20 protein-coding genes are annotated in these 19133 nt (G+C 70.8%); 9 read left to right on the top strand and 11 right to left on the bottom strand.

All coding sequences use genetic code 11. The features are described from left to right. The first annotated feature begins 19 nt into the window (after positions 1–19). The 5 genes from A5781_RS24015 to A5781_RS23995 are packed head-to-tail and all read left to right on the top strand — an operon-like array spanning position 20 to position 4425. A complete protein-coding gene (locus tag A5781_RS24015) occupies positions 20–1255 on the top strand; it encodes an inorganic phosphate transporter (RefSeq protein WP_067213027.1) in 1236 nt (411 codons plus the stop codon). Continuing rightward, the gene (locus A5781_RS24010; protein WP_067213024.1) at positions 1255–1554 is read left to right on the top strand and encodes a hypothetical protein; all 300 of its coding nucleotides are present in this window, start codon (positions 1255–1257) and stop codon (positions 1552–1554) included. The genes A5781_RS24015 and A5781_RS24010 overlap by 1 nt, the downstream gene beginning before the upstream one ends. A gap of 56 nt (positions 1555–1610) precedes the next feature. Then, a complete protein-coding gene (locus A5781_RS24005) occupies positions 1611–1913 on the top strand; it encodes a DUF3349 domain-containing protein (protein ID WP_067213021.1) in 303 nt (100 codons plus the stop codon). Between the two features lie 59 nt (positions 1914–1972). Beyond that, positions 1973–3061 carry an o-succinylbenzoate--CoA ligase gene (menE, locus tag A5781_RS24000; protein ID WP_369817790.1) on the top strand — a complete coding sequence of 363 codons (1089 nt, stop codon included), beginning with the start codon at positions 1973–1975 and terminating at the stop codon, positions 3059–3061. Positions 3062–3072: 11 nt separating this feature from the next. Further along, on the top strand, positions 3073–4425 hold the full coding sequence (locus tag A5781_RS23995; protein WP_067213015.1) for a hypothetical protein: 1353 nt from the start codon (positions 3073–3075) through the stop codon (positions 4423–4425). A 7-nt stretch (positions 4426–4432) separates the two neighbouring features. Here A5781_RS23995 and A5781_RS23990 read toward each other — a convergent pair whose 3' ends face one another. Genes A5781_RS23990 through A5781_RS25750 form a run of 3 tightly spaced genes read right to left on the bottom strand, consistent with a single transcriptional unit; the run spans position 4433 to position 7366 of the window. Continuing rightward, positions 4433–5092, bottom strand: coding sequence for a DUF2064 domain-containing protein (locus A5781_RS23990; RefSeq protein WP_067213012.1), 660 nt, complete (start codon positions 5090–5092; stop codon positions 4433–4435). Continuing rightward, positions 5089–5742: a glycosyltransferase family 2 protein gene (locus tag A5781_RS23985; RefSeq protein WP_067213009.1), complete on the bottom strand. Its 654-nt coding sequence runs from the start codon at positions 5740–5742 to the stop codon at positions 5089–5091. Before A5781_RS23985 ends, A5781_RS23990 begins: the two co-directional genes overlap by 4 nt. A 7-nt stretch (positions 5743–5749) precedes the next feature. Further along, positions 5750–7366, bottom strand: a complete 1617-nt coding sequence (locus tag A5781_RS25750; RefSeq protein WP_067213005.1) for a hypothetical protein — start codon at positions 7364–7366, stop codon at positions 5750–5752. Positions 7367–7644: 278 nt separating this feature from the next. Between A5781_RS25750 and A5781_RS23975 the strand changes: the two genes are divergently transcribed. Then, on the top strand, positions 7645–9318 hold the full coding sequence (locus tag A5781_RS23975) for a hypothetical protein (protein ID WP_067213003.1): 1674 nt from the start codon (positions 7645–7647) through the stop codon (positions 9316–9318). Between the two features lie 5 nt (positions 9319–9323). Here A5781_RS23975 and A5781_RS23970 read toward each other — a convergent pair whose 3' ends face one another. Then, positions 9324–10352, bottom strand: a complete 1029-nt coding sequence (locus A5781_RS23970) for an NAD(P)-dependent oxidoreductase (RefSeq protein WP_067213000.1) — start codon at positions 10350–10352, stop codon at positions 9324–9326. Next, entirely contained in the window at positions 10349–11128 is a 780-nt protein-coding gene (locus tag A5781_RS23965) for an S-methyl-5'-thioadenosine phosphorylase (protein ID WP_197504034.1), read from the bottom strand. Before A5781_RS23965 ends, A5781_RS23970 begins: the two co-directional genes overlap by 4 nt. Positions 11129–11198: 70 nt before the next feature. Between A5781_RS23965 and A5781_RS23960 the strand changes: the two genes are divergently transcribed. Together A5781_RS23960 and A5781_RS23955 are read left to right on the top strand one after the other, a co-directional pair. After that, the gene (locus tag A5781_RS23960; RefSeq protein WP_067213218.1) at positions 11199–12071 is read left to right on the top strand and encodes a 1,4-dihydroxy-2-naphthoate polyprenyltransferase; all 873 of its coding nucleotides are present in this window, start codon (positions 11199–11201) and stop codon (positions 12069–12071) included. Positions 12072–12239: 168 nt separating this feature from the next. Beyond that, entirely contained in the window at positions 12240–13247 is a 1008-nt protein-coding gene (locus A5781_RS23955; protein WP_067212995.1) for a beta-ketoacyl-ACP synthase III, read from the top strand. Between the two features lie 6 nt (positions 13248–13253). Here the strand turns inward: A5781_RS23955 and A5781_RS23950 are convergent, their stop codons facing one another. Continuing rightward, a complete protein-coding gene (locus A5781_RS23950; RefSeq protein ID WP_067212992.1) occupies positions 13254–13574 on the bottom strand; it encodes a DUF4229 domain-containing protein in 321 nt (106 codons plus the stop codon). 85 nt (positions 13575–13659) lie between these two features. On the opposite strand from A5781_RS23950, the gene A5781_RS25745 reads away from it, so the two are divergent. Further along, positions 13660–13821 (top strand): hypothetical protein, encoded by a 162-nt coding sequence (locus A5781_RS25745; RefSeq protein ID WP_156625004.1) that lies wholly within the window; start codon positions 13660–13662, stop codon positions 13819–13821. Between the two features lie 8 nt (positions 13822–13829). Here A5781_RS25745 and A5781_RS23945 read toward each other — a convergent pair whose 3' ends face one another. The 5 genes from A5781_RS23945 to A5781_RS23925 are packed head-to-tail and all read right to left on the bottom strand — an operon-like array spanning position 13830 to position 19133. Then, a complete protein-coding gene (locus tag A5781_RS23945) occupies positions 13830–15128 on the bottom strand; it encodes a MinD/ParA family protein (protein ID WP_231990849.1) in 1299 nt (432 codons plus the stop codon). A gap of 42 nt (positions 15129–15170) precedes the next feature. Further along, positions 15171–16148 carry a c-type cytochrome biogenesis protein CcsB gene (gene ccsB / locus A5781_RS23940; RefSeq protein ID WP_067212988.1) on the bottom strand — a complete coding sequence of 326 codons (978 nt, stop codon included), beginning with the start codon at positions 16146–16148 and terminating at the stop codon, positions 15171–15173. Then, a complete protein-coding gene (locus A5781_RS23935; protein ID WP_067212985.1) occupies positions 16145–17722 on the bottom strand; it encodes a cytochrome c biogenesis protein ResB in 1578 nt (525 codons plus the stop codon). Before A5781_RS23935 ends, ccsB begins: the two co-directional genes overlap by 4 nt. A 47-nt stretch (positions 17723–17769) precedes the next feature. Beyond that, the gene (locus A5781_RS23930; RefSeq protein ID WP_067212983.1) at positions 17770–18549 is read right to left on the bottom strand and encodes a cytochrome c biogenesis CcdA family protein; all 780 of its coding nucleotides are present in this window, start codon (positions 18547–18549) and stop codon (positions 17770–17772) included. Continuing rightward, positions 18546–19133 (bottom strand): TlpA disulfide reductase family protein, encoded by a 588-nt coding sequence (locus A5781_RS23925; RefSeq protein ID WP_067212980.1) that lies wholly within the window; start codon positions 19131–19133, stop codon positions 18546–18548. The genes A5781_RS23930 and A5781_RS23925 overlap by 4 nt, the downstream gene beginning before the upstream one ends.

Raw genomic sequence — 19133 nt, 5'->3', positions numbered from 1 at the left:
ACCACCAGAATCGGGCGCTGTGAACATCCAGTTGTTCCTCTTGATCATCGTCGTAATCACGGCACTGGCTTTCGATTTCACGAACGGCTTCCACGACACCGGCAACGCGATGGCGACCTCCATCGCCAGCGGCGCGCTCAAGCCCAAGGCGGCGGTCGCACTGTCCGCGGTGCTGAATCTGGTAGGCGCGTTCATGTCCACCGCCGTCGCCGCCACGATCGCCAAGGGCCTGATCGATGGGCACATCGTGACGCTGGAGTTGGTTTTCGCCGGCCTGGTCGGCGGCATCGTGTGGAACCTGATGACCTGGCTCCTCGGTATCCCCTCCAGCTCCTCGCACGCCTTGATCGGCGGCATCGTCGGCGCCACCATGGCGGCCGTCGGCGCGCACGGGGTGATCTGGAAGGGCGTGGTGTCCAAGGCGATCATCCCGGCCGTCGTGTCGGCGATCCTGGCCATCCTGGTCGGCGCGGTGGCGACCTGGCTGGTTTACCGGATCACCCGCGGCATCCCGACCAAGCGCACCGAGGCCGGCTTCCGGTACGGCCAGTGGGGTTCGGCTTCGCTGGTCTCGCTGGCGCACGGCACCAACGACGCGCAGAAGACGATGGGCATCATCTTCCTGGCGCTGATGTCCTACGGCTCGATCAGCAAGAATGCCGCCATGCCCCCGCTGTGGGTCATCGTCGGCTGCGCGGTCTCGATGGCGTTGGGCACCTACCTGGGTGGCTGGCGCATCATCCGCACCCTGGGCAAGGGGCTGGTCGAGATCCAGTCGCCGCAGGGCATGGCGGCCGAGTCCTCCTCGGCCGCAGTGATTTTGCTCTCCGCCCACTTCGGCTACGCGCTGTCGACCACCCAGGTGTGCACGGGTTCGGTGCTGGGCAGTGGGCTCGGCAAGCCCGGCGGCGAGGTCCGCTGGGGCGTCGCCGCCCGCATGGGTGTCGCCTGGCTGGTGACGCTGCCGCTGGCCGGGCTGGTCGGTGCGGTCACCTACTGGATCGTGCACTACATCGGCGGCTACCCCGGGGCGATCGTCGGCTTCGCGCTGCTGATCGCGGTTTCGGCGACCATCTACGTCCGGTCGCGCAAGGTCAAAGTCGACCACAACAACGTCAACGCCGAATGGCAGGGCGATCTGACCGCCGGGCTCGACGCCGCGGACGGCCACGAACCGCCCTCCGACGGTGGCCCCAAGGTGGGCAGCACCCCGCGTTACGACTCCGACGACCCCACGATGAAGGCGAACGCTTGATGAGTCACTTCAGCGACTGGTTCAACTACCAGGCCTCCCTCAAGATCCTGCTCTTCGCCATGCTGGCCGGAGCCGCGTTGCCGGGGCTGTTCGCCCTGGGGCTCCGATTCCACGCGGTGGGAGCCGGGCAGGTGAGCACCGATGGCCGCTCGGCACAGAAGAACCCGATGCTGCTGGCCCTCGCATGGGCGATCTATGCGGTGGTCCTGCTGGCGATCGCCTTTGCTCTGGCGTACATCTCCCGGGACTTCATCGCCCATCACACCGGCGTCGCGTTCCTTGGAGCCAAGCCCAAGTAGCATCGAGCGATGCCCACCGCGTCAACGAGCCGGACACCGGGGGGAGTTGGACCAGCGTGAACGGATTTCTCAATTCGATCGTCTCGTGGCTGCGCGCGGGATACCCGGAAGGTGTCCCGCCGACGGACACCTTCCCGGTGCTGGCGCTGCTGGCGCGCCGCATGTCCAACGATGAGGTCAAAGAGGTTGCCTGCGAGCTGATCCGGCGCGGCGAGTTCGACGACGTCGACATCGGGGTGCTGATCAGCAAGATCACCGACGAGCTGCCCACCCCCGACGACGTCGAGCGGGTGCGGGTCCGGCTGGAAGCGCAGGGCTGGCCGTTCGATGACGCGGACCAGGTCGAGGACCCCGCATAGCCGTACTGCGCGCCCAGACCGTCCTGCCGGGTTCGGCGGTCTCATCACTGTTGCCCGCCCTGGAACGTGTGCTGGATGGCCGCGACCCAGCCCTGGTTGCCCTGGCCCCCGGCTCGGAAGCGTTGGCGGCGGCCCTGCGGGTCGGGGCAGACATCGACGACGACGTGGCCCTGGTGGTGACGACCTCGGGAACCACGGGTGCGCCCAAGGGCGCCCTGCTGACGGCGGCCGCGCTGACGGCCAGCGCCGCGGCCACCCATGACCGCCTCGGCGGCCCGGGCGGCTGGCTACTGGCGTTGCCGCCGTACCACATCGCCGGGCTGCAGGTGCTGGTGCGCAGCGCGCTCGCGGGCTCGGCGCCCGTCGAGCTGGACGTCTCCGACGGCTTCGATGCGGCCGAATTGCCCGGCGCGATAAGGCGATTGGGACCCGGCCGACGCTACACGTCGCTGGTCGCGGCGCAGTTGGCCAAGGCGCTGACCGATCCGGCGGCCGCGGGCGCGCTCGCCGAACTCGATGCCGTGTTGCTCGGGGGCGGACCGGCCCCGGAGGGCGTGCTCGACGCCGCGGAGGCGGCCGGCATCACCGTGGTTCGAACCTACGGCATGAGTGAGACCGCCGGTGGCTGCGTCTACGACGGCGTACCGCTGCGCGGCGTATTGGTCCGGGTGGACGACGGGCGCATCGCCCTCGGGGGCGCGACCCTGGCCAAGGGCTATCGCAATCCGGTGGACCCCGACCCGTTCGCCGAGCCGGGCTGGTTCCGCACCGACGATCTCGGCGTTGTCGACGAGGCGGGCGTGCTGACCGTGCTGGGCCGCGCCGACGACGCGATCAGCACGGGCGGGTTGACCGTGCTGCCGCAGCTGGTCGAGGCGGCGCTGGGCGCCCATCCCGCCGTGGTGGACTGCGCGGTTTTCGGCGTGCCCGATGACCGGCTGGGCCAGCGGGTGGTGGCCGCGATCGTGCTGGCCGAGGGTTGCTCGGCGCCGACGCTGGACGCGCTGCGCGCCCACGTGACGCGCACCCTGGACGCCACCGCCACCCCGCGCGAGTTGCACGTGGTCGACGCGCTGCCGCGGCGCGGCATCGGCAAGGTCGACCGGGCGGCGTTGGTGCGCCGCTTCGCCGGTTCTGGCGATCAATAGGCTGGTCGACCGTGAGGGTGGCACGTCGGGAGTTAGCGGCCGTCGCGGCCGGGGTGGTTCTGGTCGGGGCGGCGTTCATCCTGCCGCGGCTGCACTGGGGCGTGCGGCCGCGGACCGATGTGGGGCAGGAGCGGTTCGGCATGCACACCGGGGCCGCGCCGATTTTCGGCGCCTGGGAGATCCACGCCAGTTGGGGTACCGGGCCTGCCGTCGCCCTAGCGATTGCCGCCGTTGCGTGGGGACCGCTTCTGGCGCAACGCCTTTCGTGGCGGATCCTGACGCTGAGCACCTGGGCGACCGCCTGCGCCTGGGCCTTCGCGCTGGCGATGATCGACGGGTGGCAGCGCGGCTTCGCCGGCCGGCTGACCACCCGGGACGAGTACCTGTCCCAGGTGGGAAGCATCGCCGACATCCCGGCTACGGTGCGCACGTTCGCGAGCCGGATCGTCGACTACCAACCGAACTCCTGGACCACCCACGTGTCCGGGCATCCACCCGGGGCGCTGCTGACCTTCGTCTGGCTGGATCGGATCGGCCTGCACGGGGGCGCGTGGGCTGGGCTGCTGTGCCTGCTGGTCGGCTCCAGCGCCGCGGCCGCGGTGCTGATTGCCGTTCGCGCGCTGGCCGACGAGCAGACCGCGCGCCGCGCCGCGCCGTTCGTGGCCGTGGCGCCGACCGCAATCTGGGTCGCGGTCTCCGCCGACGGCTACTTCGCCGGGGTCGCGGCATGGGGCATCGCGCTGTTGGCCATGGCGGTGCACCGACCGCTCCGGTTCCCCGCCCTGACAGGCGCCGCCGCGGGCCTGCTGCTGGGCTGGGGCGTGTTCTGTAACTACGGCCTGATGTTGATCGGGCTCCCGGCCCTGGCGGTGCTGGCATCGGCCACCGACTGGCGCGCGGTGCTGCGGGCGCTCGGCCCGGCGACGCTGGCCGCGGTGGCGGTGGCGGTCGCCTTCGCGGTCGCGGGGTTCTACTGGTTCGACGGCTATACCCTTGTGCAGCAACGCTATTGGCAGGGCATCGCCAAAGACCGCCCGTTTGCGTACTGGAGCTGGGCCAACCTGGCGGCGGTGGTGTGTGCGATCGGGTTGGGCAGCGTCGCCGGCGTCAGCCGGGTGTTCGACGCGGTGGCCATCCGCCGCCGCTCCGGGTTCCACCTGCTGCTGCTGGCGGCGCTCGCCGCCATCGCCTGCGCGGACCTGAGCATGCTCAGCAAGGCCGAGGTCGAGCGCATCTGGCTGCCCTTCACCATCTGGCTCACCGCGGCGCCCGCGCTGTTGCCCGTCCGGTCGCACCGGGTGTGGCTGGCGCTCAACGTCGCCGGCGCCCTGTTGCTCAACACCCTCATCGTCACGAACTGGTAGGCGCGGGCTACAGGCCGGCCGCCCGGGTCACCTTCGCGAAGCGACTGGCGGGCCCGCACGCCTCGCGCACCGCGGCCACATCGTCGACGACGTCGAAGTCGGCCAGCTCCGGCGCCGGGTACACCCCAATTCCCAAGTCGTGCAACGCCCGGTACGTCAGCAGTCCCGTATCGGGCCGCGACATCGGGACCGTGCGCAGGCACTCGGCCGCCTCGGGGCTCCGTAAACCGAGCACCCACCAGCCGCCATCAACGGCCGGCCCGAGCACGGCCGGCGCCTCCTGCAAGCGTCGCGCGCAGTCGATCAACATGTCGGCGGTCACCTGCGGGGTGTCCATTCCGATCTGCACCACCGGATAGCCGTCCGCCGCATCGGCATGGGCGTTGGCGAGGCGGTCGGCGAAGTCGTCGCCGCGCTGGGGAATCACCGTGAAGGACCCCAGCCGTTGCCGGATCTCGTCGGCGGCGGCCGCGGCGCTCAGGTCGCCGGTCATGGCCACCACCCGGTTCGCCGCAGGCGCCGCGGCCACCGCGTCCAGCGTGTCCAGCAGTGCGGCGGCGGCGATTTCGGCGGCAACGAGGTCCCCGACCGTCGCCGCGAGCCGGGTCTTGGCCCGGCCCGGCTCGGGCGCCTTCGCCACCACCAGCAGCGTCACCGGCAGTGTCACGAGATCACCTTCCAGAAGTCGAGGATCGCGGTGATGCTCCCCCGCAGCGAACCGCTGACCTTCGACTTACCGCCGGTGCGGGGGCCGTAGCTGACGTCGAGTTCGACCACGCGCCAGCCGGCGGCCGCGGCCCGGACCAGAAGCTCCAGCGGGTAACCCGAACGCCGGTCGGCGACACCGAGATTCAGCAGCGCCTCGCGCCGGGCCACCCGCATCGGCGCGATGTCGTGCACCGGCAATCCGTGGCGCGTGCGCAGCCGCCAGCTCATCACCACGGTGCCGACCCGGGCCACCCACGGCCAATGCAGCCCGGCTACCGGCCGGCGCCGCCCGATCACCAGATCGGCACCCTGCTCGAGCGCGGCGACCAGCCGCGGCAACTCCCCGGCGTCCATGGAGCCGTCGGCGTCGATCACCGCCACGATCGGCGTCCTCGCCGCCACCAGGCCCGCGTGCACCGCCGAGCCGTACCCGGCCCGCGGCTCGACCACAACCTCGGCGCCGTGCCGCCGCGCGACCCCGGCGGTGTCATCGGTGCTGTTGTTGTCGACGACCAGCGCCCGGTATCCGGCGGGGATGGCCGCCAGCACCGCGGGCAGCGACTCCTCCTCGTTGAGACACGGCAGCACCACCGTGACGGCCTCGGGCATGGACGCCTCAGAACCCGCGATGGATGCGTGGCTCCTGCGGGGCGAGCGTTTGCGGGTTCTGCGTGTGCGGCGCCGCCGTCGTTTCGTGCGTGCTCGGCGGCGGCGCCTGGGTTGTCGGCGCTTGGGTCGAGGTGTACGGCTCCTTCGAGCTCGTCGGCGGGGTGGTCGTGGTCACGTGCGGTGTCGTTGTCGTCGGCGTGGTCGTGGTTGGCGTTGTGGTGGACGGCTCCGTCGTGGTGGGCGTCGTCGTGGTGGGCGTCGTCGTGGTCGGTGTCGTGGTAGTGATCGTCGTCGTGGTCGTCGGCGTCGTGAACGTCGGCGGGTTGTATGGGGGATACACCGGGACCGGAACGATGATCGGGACCGGAACGGGCACAGCGGGATTCGGGTTGGGTACGAAGCCGGGCGACACCGGCGCAGCGGGGACGGCCGGCCCGCCGCCCTGTGCCGGAATAAGACCGTTGGCGTCCGGGATGACGCCGCCCTGGAAACCCGCGTTGGGCTGATCAACCGGGGGCGGTGGCACCGGCGCCTGCTGCTGGGTCGGCAGCAACGGCATGAACTTGCCCGGGGCGGCGTTCTGGTGTCCCACCACCGGCTGTTGACTCGCGGTGGGACGGACCGCAATGGCAACCGCGGCGGCCAGCGACGCGAAACCGATGACCGCGAAGGCGAGCACGGCGTTGCCCACCACCAAGGATCGGCGGCTCAACCGCGAGGGGATGGCCGTGGTCTCGTCGAAGTCGTCGACGTCGTCGTATTCGGGGCCGTACTCGTCGCCGGCGAACGGCTCGGCATCGTCGGTCATCGAGTACGCCAGCTGTGGTTCCTCCACATCTGCCGGCGGCACGAGCGTCGTCTCATCCCCGGTGAACCCGGGCGCCATGGCGGTCTCATCCCCGGTGAGCCCGGGCGCCATGGCGGTTTCGTCGCCGGTGAGTCCCACGGCCGGCGCCATCGCGGTGGCATCCCCGGCCGACAACGCCGTCTGCGCCGCGACGGCCATCGCCGCGCCCCGGGCGATCGCGAAGGAGGGGTCATCGGCGACCTGCACCCGCATGGTCGACGCATCGCGGAACTGGTCGGCGACCTGGGCCAGCTCGGGCGAAGCGCCCACCAGGTACACGTCGCCCGGGGCGTCGGGCCGGGCGCTGAGTTGGGCCATCATCGTGTTGAACGTCGCGGTCGCGTCGCCGCCGGCGACCGCCTCCCTGACCAGCACGGTCGGCGGCGCGTTTTGGTCATCGGCGGAACCCGGCACCGACAGCGTCGCCGTCGCGTCGTCCAGCACCAGCGCTGCGGCGCCGGGGCGGCCGGCCGCGCGCATCAGGGCGGCCACCGCCTGCGAATCGGAGAGCAACGCGACGTTGGAAACGCCGGAATCTTCCAGCGCCTGCCGCAGCTGGCCAGCCCGAGGATCGTCGCTCCAGCACACCCGGGTGCCGACCAGCCGGTGGTTCTCGTCCGCCAGGAGCCGATTGGTGCCCACCACCGTCTCGGTGAGTTTGCCGACCGGGTTCTCCTCCAGGTCGACGACGGATTGGTCGATCACGTCCGCGCCCGGCCCGACAAGCGCCAAGCGGGCAACCGGGCCCGTGACCGCGACCCCCAACACGACGTCCATCCCGGTTCTCCTTCGGCTGGCTACCCCACGACCAGCAATGTCCCGGCATCATTACACTTGCGATACCGTTGGCAGTATCCGTTATTCGGGCGACAACGTTTGCCCATAGCGCAGCGTAACCAGCTTCTCGAACGACAGGACGGTCGCGGGGGAATCTGCGAGGGCGTCCGAACGGAGAATATGTTCGCAAGCGAGCAGTCCGGCCGCCTCGGCAGGGTATTCACCCGCCGCGCGACCGAACCTGCGCCACGATTGACCGTCCTTGAATTCCGGGGGGCATGGTGATCCAGAGCAGTGACGACGCGCCCACCGGCCCCATCGATCCCGGACAGGCGCAGCAAACCGCTCGCATCATCCGGCCGGCCACCGGCGCTCCGCCGGTGGCGGGGAACGCGACGACACGGCGCTGGCACATCGTCAGCGACCTGACCGCGATCGCGCTGCTCGTCGTCGCGCTGTTCCTGCCGTGGAATCTGTACTTCGGCGTCGGGATCCCCGGCAGCAGTCCGACCCTCTTCGCGATGTTGCTCGCCGTGACCGCGCTGTCCGTCATCGCCGTCGCCGTGGCCGGTTCCTGGAGGTCCTCCGGCGCGCGTTTCAACCCCGCGAGGGCGGGCCGGATTCGCCTGGGACTCAACGTCCCCTACGCGCTGCTGGTCCTGGCGTTCGTGGTCTTCGACGCGTTCGAGACCGTCCGGTTCGGTGGCACGGTCAACGTGCCGGGCGGGGTGGGGCCGGGAGCGTGGGTGGGAATCGCCGGCTGCATGCTGAGCGCCCAAGCGGTGGCCGCCGGCGCCCACACGGGACCGGTTCCCGAGGGCGACGAGCACACCGGCTGGCTGAGATCGGCCCGGCTCATCGGCTACGCGTCGATGGCGTTGGCGGCGCTCAGCTTTGGCTTCAACCTGTACTGGCGGGTTCGCTACGCGCTGCAGAACACCGGCGGCGCCGGCGCATTCGGCAAGCAGAACGTGGCGGTCATTGTGACGGCGGTGGTGTACGGCGCCGTGGCGCTGGTGGCCGTGCTGGTCGGCGCCAGGTGGTTGCTGCGCAGCACCAGGGCCGGGCGGCTGGCCACCGTCGCGCTCGGCACGTCGACACTGGTCGCCGGGATCTTGGTGTGGATCCTGCCCCTGGGGCGGGATCTCGACGCGTTCCACGGCATCGCGCAGAACACGTCGACCGCCGGGGTGGGCTTCGAGGGCTATTTGGCGTGGGCGGCGGCCGCCGCGATGTTCGCGCCGCAAACCCTGTTCGGTCACCGCAACACGACCGGGGCCGAGGAGAGCGCTTGGCGGGTGGCGGCCCGAAATGGCTTGCTGCTCATCGCCGTATGGAGCGTGGGCTCGATGCTGATGCGGTTGACCGACCTCTTCGTCGCCGTGAGCCTGGACTACCCCTTCTCCCGGTACGACAGCATGGTCCTGGCCGCGTTCGATCTGGCCACCGCGGTGCTGGCGATCTGGCTGCGCATCAACCTGCGCCACGCCGCCCACTCGGCGCGACTGATCTCGTCGCTGTGCGGTCTGGTCGCCACGCTCAGCGTCGCCCGCGTCGTCGTGGGCGTGGTGCTGGCGCCACGGTTCGCGGACTCAGCCAACTCCCCCGCGCAGCACCCGGTCTACGGCAACAACCTCGCCCAGCAGATCACCAGCACCTTCGATGTGACGCTGTGCGGACTGGCGTTGTGCATCCTGGGGGCCGCCATCGTCACCGGGCAGCTGCGCGGCCGCCGCGTGCGCCGCCGCCGCGCCGTCCCCAAGCCCGCCGTGCCGGCGGGCGGCGTTCCGGCCGCGCCGAGGGCGCGGGTCCCGGTGGGCCACGCCGCCCCGCCGTCGGCCGCGGCCACCACCCGGATCACCACCGGCCCGCGGCTCTTCCGCGGCGACGACTCCGCGACGCGACAGATTCCGGTCCAGAAGCCCAAGATCTACCGGCCGCCGCAGGCGTAGCGCGCTCAGCGCAGCGGGGCGAACGCAAACTCGTGCAGGCCCTCGGCCGGGTCGATGGCCGCCCGGAAGCCGAGCACCTCGGCCGCCCGGGACGGATCGGCGACGATGTGGCGCACGTCGCCGCTGCGGTACTGGCCGGTGATCACGGGCGAGAGTGCACCGCCGCGCGCGTCGCACAGCGCGCCGGCCACCTGCAGGATGGAGACGGGCCGCCCGGAACAGACGTTGACCGCGGTGAATCCGTCGATCTCCTGGGTCGCCGCGAGGTTCGCGGCGGCCACATCGTCGACGTGGACGAAGTCCCGCATCTGGCCGCCGTCCTCGAAAACCCTTGGCGGCTCGCCCTTTTCGAGCGACGACCGGAAGATGGCCGCCACCCCGGAATACGGGGTGTCGCGCGGCATCCCGGGGCCGTAGACGTTGTGGTAGCGCAACGCCACCACCGAACCGCCCGTCGACTCCGACCACGCCAGCGCGTAGTGCTCCTGCGCGGTCTTGCTGGCCGCGTACAGGCTGCGCGGTCGCAGCGCGGCGTCCTCGTCGACGAGGCGCCACTGCAGTTCCTCATCCCCGATCGGGCAACGGTGTTCGAAGCTCCCGGCGTCGAGGTCGGCGCGCCGCCGCGGCAACGGGTCGACGTGCCCGTGCTGCCCGCAGTGGTAACGGCCCTGCCCGTACACCACCATCGACGACGCCAGCACCAGGCGGCGCACCCCGGCGGCGAACATCTGCGCCAGCAGGACCGTGGTGGCGAAATCGTTGTGGCCGCCGTAGGCGGGGGCGTCGGCGGCGTCCACGCCCGCACCGACCATCGCCGCCTGGTGGCAGACCAGGTCCACCCCGTCCAGCAGGGGCGCCAGGGCGTCGGCGTCGCGGACGTCGACGCGGTGACATCCCTGCGGCAGCACCGGATTCGGACCGTGGGCCGCCGGTAGCAACACGTCGACGCCGACCACGTCGTGGCCCGCCGACCGCAGCGCCGCGGCCACCCGCGAACCGATGAAACCGGCCGCCCCGGTGAGCAACACCCTCACGGCAGCTCGAGGGGCAGCGTGACGCCGGTGTGCGGCAGGCAGTGCGTGCAGTTGCGTTCGTCGGCGACGCGGCCGATGGCCTGGCGCACCACCTCCTTGAATCCCCCGATGTTCTTCTCGAATTCGGCGAACACCTCGCCGGTCGTCACGCCCTCGCCGGCCGCGATACCGGCGTCCAGGTCGGTGACCAAAGCGATTGTGGCATAGCACATTTCGAGTTCACGCGCGAGCACCGCCTCCGGGTAGCCGGTCATGTTGACCAGCGAGAACCCGGCGGAGGCGAACCACTGGCTTTCCGCGCGCGTGGAAAACCGCGGGCCCTGGATCACGACCATGGTGCCACCGTCGACCACATTGGGCAGGCCGGCCACCGCGGCGCGCAGGGTGGGGCAGTACGGGTCGGCGAAGTCGACGTGGACTCCGCCGGAGTCGAAGTACGTGTCGGGGCGGCCGCTGGTGCGATCCACCAGCTGGTCGGGCACCACCACCGCGCCCGGGCCGTTGTTGAGGTTCAGGCTGCCGACGGCGCACGGGCCGAAAACCCGTCGCACCCCGAGCTTGCGCAGCGCCCACATGTTCGCCCGATACGGCACGGTGTGCGCCGAGAACTGGTGCGTGGTCCCGTGCCGGGGCAAGAACGCGACCTCGTGTCCCCCGACGGCGCCGATCGTCACCGGGGCGCTGGGCGGGCCGTACGGGGTGTCGACGTCGACGGCGCGGGTGTCGGACTCGAAGAAGGTGTAGAAGCCGCTGCCGCCGATGACTCCGAGCATCAGCCCATTGTGGTGCATGGCCCCACGCCGATCGCGGGTGCGGGGGCGCGCCGGGCCCTGGCAGGATGCGTGCGTGGCCAATTTCGGGCAGTGGATCTCTGGTGCGCGGCCGCGGACGCTGCCCAACGCGGTGGCGCCGGTGGTCGCGGGCACCGGCGCGGCGGCGTGGCTGGGATCCGCGGTGTGGTGGAAGGCGCTGCTGGCGCTGGCCGTCGCGGTCGCGCTGACCGTCGGTGTCAACTACGCCAACGACTACTCCGACGGCATCCGCGGCACCGACGACGACCGGGCCGGCCCGGTGCGCCTGGTGGGCTCGCGGCTGGCCTCCCCCCGCTCGGTGCTGGCCGCCGCGGTGGCGAGCCTGGCGTTCGGGGCGGCGGCCGGCCTGGCGCTCGCGCTCGTCAGCGCGCCGTGGCTGATCGCCGTGGGGGCGGTGTGCATCGCCGGCGCGTGGCTGTACACGGGCGGCTCGAAACCCTACGGCTACGCCGGTTTCGGTGAGGTCGCGGTGTTCGTGTTCTTCGGCCTGGTGGCCGTGCTCGGCACCGAGTACACCCAGTCGCTGCGGGTGGACTGGGTGGGGGTGGCGCTCGCGGTGTCGATCGGGGCGTTGTCGTCGTCGGTGCTGGTCGCCAACAACCTGCGGGACATTCCCACCGACGCGCAGTCGGGGAAGATCACGCTGGCGGTGCGGCTGGGCGACGCCCGCACCCGCCTGCTGTACCAGGCGCTGCTGGCGACCGCCGGGATATTGACCCTGGTGCTGATGGCGGCGACGCCGTGGTGCGCCGTGGGATTCGTTGCCACGCCCCTGGCGCTGCGTGCGGCGGGTCCGGTGCGGTCGGGACGCGGCGGCCGGGAGTTGATTCCCGTGCTGCGGGATACCGGGCTGGCCATGGTCGCCTGGGCGATCGCGGTGGCCGCGGCGCTGGCGCTGGCCGGCTGACCGCGCGTGCGCCCACGGCGTTGACTGTGCACTGGCGGCGGCGTTTCACGGCGTGTCGCCGCCGTAACTGCACACTCGAGTGAACTGGCGCGACCGGATCCGATAACAATGAGGGACCGGCGTCGGGGACCGATGGCCGTTCACAGCGAGCACCGATCGGGGACAGCAATGAAGCAGATCGCCGCGACCAGTGGACCGACGAACATCGGCATGCTCAGCGTCGGGGCGTACCGCCCCGAACGGGTGGTCACCAACGACGAGATCTGCGAGAACATCGAATCGTCCGACGAGTGGATCTACTCCCGCACCGGGATCAAAACCCGCCGGTTCGCCGCCCGCGATGAATCCGCCGCGTCGATGGCCACGGAGGCCGGGCGGCAGGCGATCGCGAACGCCGGGTTGACGTCGTCGGACATCGACTGCGTGATCGTCGCGACCAGCACGCATTTTCTGCAGACCCCGGCCTGCGCCCCGGCCGTCGCCGCGGCGCTGGGCTCCACCGGCGTGCCCGCGTTCGACGTCTCGGCGGGGTGTGCCGGGTTCGGCTACGCGCTCGGTGTCGCGGCCGACATGATCCGCGGCGGGACCGCCGCCAAGGTGCTGGTCCTCGGTTCGGAGAAGCTGTCCCCCACCGTGGACATGCAGGACCGCACCAACTGCTTCATCTTCGCCGACGGCGCGGCCGGAGTGGTGGTCGGCGAGACGCCCGATCAGGGCATCGGGCCAACCGTCTGGGGCAGTGACGGCGAGCAGGCCCTGGCGATACGCCAGGACATCGACTGGATCGACTACATGGACAGCCCGACGGGCCCGCGCCCGTTCCTGCGGCTCGAGGGCAGCGCGGTGTTCCGGTGGGCGGCATTCGAGATGGGCAAGGTCGGCCGGCAGGCGATGGACGCGGCGGGCGTCAGGCCCGATGAGATCGACGTGTTCGTGCCGCACCAGGCCAACAGCCGCATCAACGAGGTCCTGGCCAAGGGCCTCGAGTTGCGACCGGACGCCATCGTCGCCAACGACATCGAGCACACCGGCAACACGTCGGCGGCTTCCATCCCCCTGGCGATGGCCGAACTGCTGGCGACCGGGGCGGCCAGGCCGGGCGACCTCGCCCTGCTGATCGGTTACGGCGCGGGCCTCAGTTACGCCGCGCAGGTCGTCCGGATGCCCAACTTCTGACCGGTCTCACGCGTCGTCGGTCGGCGCCTCACCCTGCAACCGCGCCCGCAATTGCTCGCGCTCCCGGCGCCGGCGCTCGCCGGCGATCGCCAGGGACGCGGTAGCGCGCCGGCGCAGCGGGCCGAACAGCCAAATGCCCAGGGGCATGGCGATGATGAGAGCGAACAACGCGGCGACCGCGATCGGAAACTGGCTGACACCCATCAGGCGCGCCACCCCGTAGATTGCCGCGGCAAGCGCCACCGCCAGCAGCAGCCGCGCCCCCGCGTAGAGCAGAACGTCGACGACCGCCCGACGGCCGGCGCGTTGCGGCCCGCCCTCATCCACGCGGTCCCCAGCGCTGTTGTCGCTAGCTCCTTCTGACACAGGGGAGAGCCTACGACGCGGGTATATTCGTCAACGGAGGTGTTGAGTGCTCTACCTGCTGCTCGTCCTGATGTTGGGGACGCTGATCTACGTTGGCTGGCGGACGGCTCGGTCACAAACCAGCCGGGCGAAGACGCGCGTTATCGGGCCCGACGACGATCCAGACTTCTTACGGCGGTTAGGGCACGGGGACAACAACCCCCGTTAAGGCTCGCTCTACGCGACTCCGGGATTGCGCTGGTCACCCGGGAACCCGTCGGCGACAATGGCCGCCAGCTCGGTGAGCGCCTCGCGGGTCGACCGCTTGAGCCGGTCCAACTCGATTTCGGCGCCCTCCTCGAGGTGCGGGTCGAACGGCACGATCTGAACCGCGCGGCAGCGGCGGGAGAAGTGGTCGACCACCTTGTTCATGTCGACCTTGCCCGTTCGCGACCGCACCCCGTTGATGACCGTGACCGAGTTGCGAACCATCTCCTCGTGGCCGTGCGCGTCCAACCAGTCCAGCGTCGCCGACGCGCTACGGGCCCCGTCGATGGATCCCGAGCTGACCACGACGAGAACGTCGGCCTTCTCCAGCACCGACGACATCACTGAATGCAGCAGTCCCGGGCCGCAGTCGGTGAGCACCAAGCCGTAGAACCGCTCCAGGACGTCCAGGACCCGGGTGTAGTCGTCGGCGCCGAACGCCTCCGAGATGGCCGGGTCGGTCTCCGACGCCAGCACCTCCAGCCCGCTCGGGCCCTTCGAGGTGTAGCGGCGGACATCGCTGTAGCGCTCGATGCTGCCGGCGTCATGCAGCAGCTGGCGCACCGTCGCCGCCGTCTCCAGCGGGATCTTCTGGCTCAGGGTGCCGCGGTCCGGGTTGGCGTCGACCGCGACCACCCGGTCACCGCGGATGGAGGCGAAGGTGGCGCCCATGGTCGCGGCGATGGTCGTCTTGCCGACCCCGCCCTTGAGCGACAACAGCGCGATCCGGTAGGACCCGCGCAACGGCCGGTTCACCTGCGCCACCAGGTTGTTGTAGCGGGCGGCCCGGGGGCCCTCCCCGAGGTTGATCAGGTGGCCGGACAGTTCGTAGAGCAGTCGCCGCCAGCCTTCGGAGGGCGGCGGCTTGACGGGCCGCAGCAGCATGCCGGTGGACAGCTCCGGGTACGGCGTGTGCGGCAGCGGCTCCGGGCGCGGCGGGGCTTGCGGGGGCGGCGCGTCGGCCGGGCCCGTGTAGTAGGCGCCGTACGCGGTCGGGTCGACCCGCGGGATGCCGGTCACCGGGGTGGCGTCCCACGGCGGCATCCCCGCGGGCCTGGGCGTGGTGGGCGGCGCCGCCTCGCGCCGCTCGGGGCCGGGGACCCGACGCTCGGTGCGGAATCCGGCGAAGGCGCGAGTCGGCGCTTCGCCGCCGTCGGCAAGCGACTCGTCAGCGTTTTCCGGCGATGGCGAGGCGGACAACTCCTGCGGAGGCAATTGCGTCGTCGGTTGATCGGGCGTTCCGACGCCCGTCATTGGATGGTCGGACACGTGCACTCCCCCTTGTTGTGTTACTTGGGTCGGTCGCTGCGGTCACCCCACGCCCGCATACGAATGCAGGCCCACAGTCACCAGGTTAACGAAGAACAGATTGAAGACCATGGCCACGAACCCCGCGACGTTGATCCAGGCCGCCTTCCTGTCGCGCCAGCCCGCCGTCGACCTGGCGTGCAGGTACGCGGCGTAAATCACCCACGCGACGAAGGACACGGTCTCCTTGGGGTCCCAACCCCAGTACCGGCCCCAGGCCTCCTCGGCCCAGATCGCCCCGAAGATGACCCCGAAGCCGAACACCGGGAAGGCGAAGATCGTGGTCCGGTAGGCGACGCGGTCGAGGGTCTGCGCGTCGGGAAATCGCCGGACGATCCGGGCCAGGGCGCCCTCGGCCCCGGGTTCGCCCAGCCGAGACGTACGCAACAGGAACAGGATGCTGGCGATGCCGGCGACCATGAACACCCCGGAGCCCAGGCTCACTACCGACACGTGGATGGGCAGCCAATAGGACTGCAGGGCGGGCATCACCGGCGCGGCGTTGGTGTAGAGCCAGCGGCCGGACACCGTAAGCAGGATCAGCACCGGCACCAGCAGGAAAACCCACAGCGGGCGGTACTGCGGGCGGCGCAGGACGAAGGCCCCGGCGAGCAGGGCGCACATGCAGGTCAGGTTGATGAACTCGTACATGTTGCCCCACGGCGGCCGCAGGGTGGCCAGGCCGCGCAGCACGATGCAGGCGAGCAGCAGCCCGATGCCGAGGTAGACGACGGCCAGCCCGGCCCGCCCCACCCGTTCGTCCAACGGCCGGCCGGGCGCCTCCTCGACGATGCCGGGGGTGAAGCTGTCGGAGGACACCGCACCGACCAGCATCTGCTCGCGCCGGTCGACGCGGCGGCCGCCGGCGTAGGCCAGCTCGAAGGCCAACAGCAACAGCGCGATAACGAGCGCCACCACGGCCGAGGTGAAGGCCCAGTCGGAGTACCGCGCCAAGCCGATGTTGACGTGCACCGTGTTCATTTGACGTCCACCTGAGAACTCCTTTTGGACGCGGGCGGCTTGGGTGACTGCGCCGCGCCGGGCTCATCGAGGCCGGTGAGCACCCGCTCGGTCAACCGCTCGAACTCGTCGCCCCAGCCGGAGTTGTCGGTGCGCGCCAGCCCGCCCAGTTCGACGTTCACCGTACCGGCCCCCGGGGTAAGCGTGACCCACACCCGGCGCCGGCGCACCAGCAGCGATACCACCAGGCCCACCATCATCGTGATGGCGAAGACCAGCACCCAGGCCTGCCCGGGGTCGTGGGATACCTGCAGGTTGACGAACGGCACGGCGCCGTCGAAGCGGACGACGGTCCCGGCCGCCGGACCCTGGTCGATCCGCACCTCCTGCCCGGCGCGCAGGTTGACACGCTTTTCCCTGGTCAGCCTGCCCTGCTGGATCAGCCGCGGATCGAGCGTAAACAGCGATTGCGGTCGTCCGGTGTCCAGCCCGGTGTCACCGCGGTAGATGTCGACGGCCACCGCGGGGGCGTTCAGGGCCGGGAAGCGCGACGACAACAGCGTGCCGTCGAGCTGCTCGGTCGGCGCCAGCAGGCCCTGGATCGCGATCTCGTGCTGTCGGCGATCGGCGGCGTTGGGATAGCTGCCCGCGGGCGGGTCGATGCGCGCCACCCCCGACGAGAGCAGGGTCTGCGGGTTGTCGGGTCGCCATTGCACGGTCGACGAGCGCGTCTGACCGTCCGGGAAGGTCACGGTGAAGGAGGGCGCGTAGCCGTGGCCCTGCAGGTACACCCGGTCACCGCCGACCCGCAGCGGGTGGTTGACCTCCAATAGGTAGTGCCGCCAGCTGTTGGCCGCCAGATCGTGCCCGGCCTGGTAGTCGATGTCGGCGGCGAACGAGGTGGCCTGCCCGGACGGCAGGTAGTGCGCCTGAAAGTCGTTGACGCGTATGCAGATCGGGTTGAGCGACGTGCCGTCGACGGTGTTGCCGGCGCGGAACGAGTCGAATGCGGCCGGCGAGGCCGAGCAGAAGCCCGGGCCGGAGTCGGCGATCACGATGACGTTGCCCTCGTAGCCGAACAGCTTGCCGACGGCCACCGCGACCAGCAGGCCCAGCAACGAGAAGTGGAAGGCGATGTTGCCGAACTCGCGCAGATAGCCCTTCTCGGCGGATACCTCGACGGCTTCACCGTCATGCCGGATGGCCGTGCGCCAGCCGCGCAGCCGGCCGGTGATCTGGTTCGCCAGCGCGTTCAGTTCGTTGGCGTCGGCTTCGATCTCGGCGCTGGCGTGCTTGGGCAGCCGGGCCAGGTTGCGCGGGGCGGCCACCGGTGTGGCGCGCAGGCTGCGGGCGTGCTCGATCATCCGCGGGGTCAGGCAGCCGACCAGCGAGACGAACAGCAGGACGTAGATGGCGGTGAACCAGAAGCTGGAGAACACGTTGAAGGCCTGCAGCCGATCCAGCCATGGCCCGATGACCTGGTGGGCCTTCAGGTAGTCGTCGACCTTGCCGGCGTTGAGGCTGCGCTGCGGCAGCAGCGCCCCGGGGATCGCTCCCAGCGCGAGCAGGAACAGCAGCACCAGCGCGGTGCCCATCGACGTCAGCGCGCGCCAGGTGTTGCGGGCCCAAGCGAGAACTTGCCTCAAATCGGCAGCCTCACGTCGGAAACGAAGGCGTCACGCAGCCACGAGACGAAGTCGTTCCACGCGCCGCTGACCAGCAGCGCACCGACCGCGATGAGCAGCGCGCCCCCGAATATCTGGATGGCCCGGGTGTGGCGGCGCAGCCAGCCCAGCGCCCCCACCGCGCCCGCCGAGCCGAAGGCCAGCAGCACGAACGGGATGCCCAGCCCAAGGCAGTACGCGATCACCAGCGTGATCCCCCGAGCCACGCTCGCGCCGTCGGTGGCCGAGGCCACGGTGATCACCCCGGCCAGCGTCGGCCCCAGGCACGGCGTCCAGCCCAGCGCGAACACCGCGCCCAGCAGCGGCGCCCCGGCGACCGTCGTCAGCTGCCGCGGGCTGAACCGGGCCTGGCGCTGCAGGGCGGGAACGAGGCCGACGAACACCAGCCCCATCACGATCGTCAGCACGCCACCGACCCGTTGCAGCAGCAGCTGGTTGGTGATCAGCGCCGTCGTCATGCCGAGGACGGCGACGGTGCCCAGCACGAACACCAGGGTGAATCCGGCGACGAACAGCGCCGCCGAGCCCGCGACCCGCCACCGCGCCGACGGCGGGGCCTTGATGGCGCCGGGCGGCGGCTGCTCGTCCACGCCCACGACGGCGGCCAGGTAGGACAGGTAGCCGGGTACCAGCGGCACCACGCAGGGCGAGGCGAACGACACCAGCCCCGCCAGCAGGCACGCGCCGAGGGCCACCAGGAGCGGTCCGGCGGCGGCGATCTGGGTGAACCCGCTCACTCCTGGGCCGCCTTCTGCACCACGGGCTGCAGGTCGGCCGCCAGCAGTTCGCGCAGGAATACCGCCGCGACCCGGTGCTGACGGTCGAGAACGAGCGTGGACGGGATCACGGTGGTCGGGTACTTGCCGCCGAACGCGATCAGCGTGCGCATCGCCGGGTCGTAGATGGAGGGGAACGTCACGTGCCGGTCGTTGACGAAGTCCAGCGCTGCCTGCCGGTTGCTGTCGCGCACGTCGATGCCGAGAAAGGACACCCCCTTGTCGCGGGTGGCGTCGTACACCTGCTGCAGTTGGCTGACCTCGGCCCGGCATGGGCCGCACCACTGCCCCCAGATGTTGATGACGACGACGCGGCCGGCGAAGATCGGATCGTCCAGCGACAGCGGGTGAGCGGGGTCCGCCAGGTCCGGCCCGGACAGCGGACCGGGGTGGCCGCGGCCGGACGGGGGGTTGTAGTAGATGTCGGTCTTCCCGCCGGGCGAGACGAATTCGAACGTGCCGCCCTGCGCCACCGCGTCGCGACCGGAAGAACAGCCGGCAACCAGGGTCGTCAGTACGACCCCGGCCGTCGCCAGTCGCCGCAT

The sequence above is a fragment of the Mycobacterium sp. 852002-30065_SCH5024008 genome (assembly GCF_001665645.1).
Taxonomy (GTDB): Bacteria; Actinomycetota; Actinomycetes; order Mycobacteriales; family Mycobacteriaceae; genus Mycobacterium; species Mycobacterium paraffinicum.
The sequence above is the reverse complement of the archived record's forward strand: the minus strand, read 5'-3'. Positions and strand labels throughout refer to the sequence as shown.

Excerpts from the sequence above, each read along its gene's own strand:
- ccsB (WP_067212988.1), bottom strand. The coding sequence starts at position 16,148 with ATGAACACGGTGCACGTCAACATCGGCTTGGCGCGGTACTCCGACTGG.
- A5781_RS23975 (WP_067213003.1), top strand. The coding sequence starts at position 7,645 with ATGGTGATCCAGAGCAGTGACGACGCGCCCACCGGCCCCATCGATCCC.
- A5781_RS25750 (WP_067213005.1), bottom strand. The coding sequence starts at position 7,366 with ATGGACGTCGTGTTGGGGGTCGCGGTCACGGGCCCGGTTGCCCGCTTG.
- A5781_RS23935 (WP_067212985.1), bottom strand. The coding sequence starts at position 17,722 with ATGGGCACCGCGCTGGTGCTGCTGTTCCTGCTCGCGCTGGGAGCGATC.
- A5781_RS23925 (WP_067212980.1), bottom strand. The coding sequence starts at position 19,133 with ATGCGGCGACTGGCGACGGCCGGGGTCGTACTGACGACCCTGGTTGCC.
- A5781_RS23985 (WP_067213009.1), bottom strand. The coding sequence starts at position 5,742 with ATGCCCGAGGCCGTCACGGTGGTGCTGCCGTGTCTCAACGAGGAGGAG.
- A5781_RS24010 (WP_067213024.1), top strand. The coding sequence starts at position 1,255 with ATGAGTCACTTCAGCGACTGGTTCAACTACCAGGCCTCCCTCAAGATC.
- A5781_RS23955 (WP_067212995.1), top strand. The coding sequence starts at position 12,240 with ATGAAGCAGATCGCCGCGACCAGTGGACCGACGAACATCGGCATGCTC.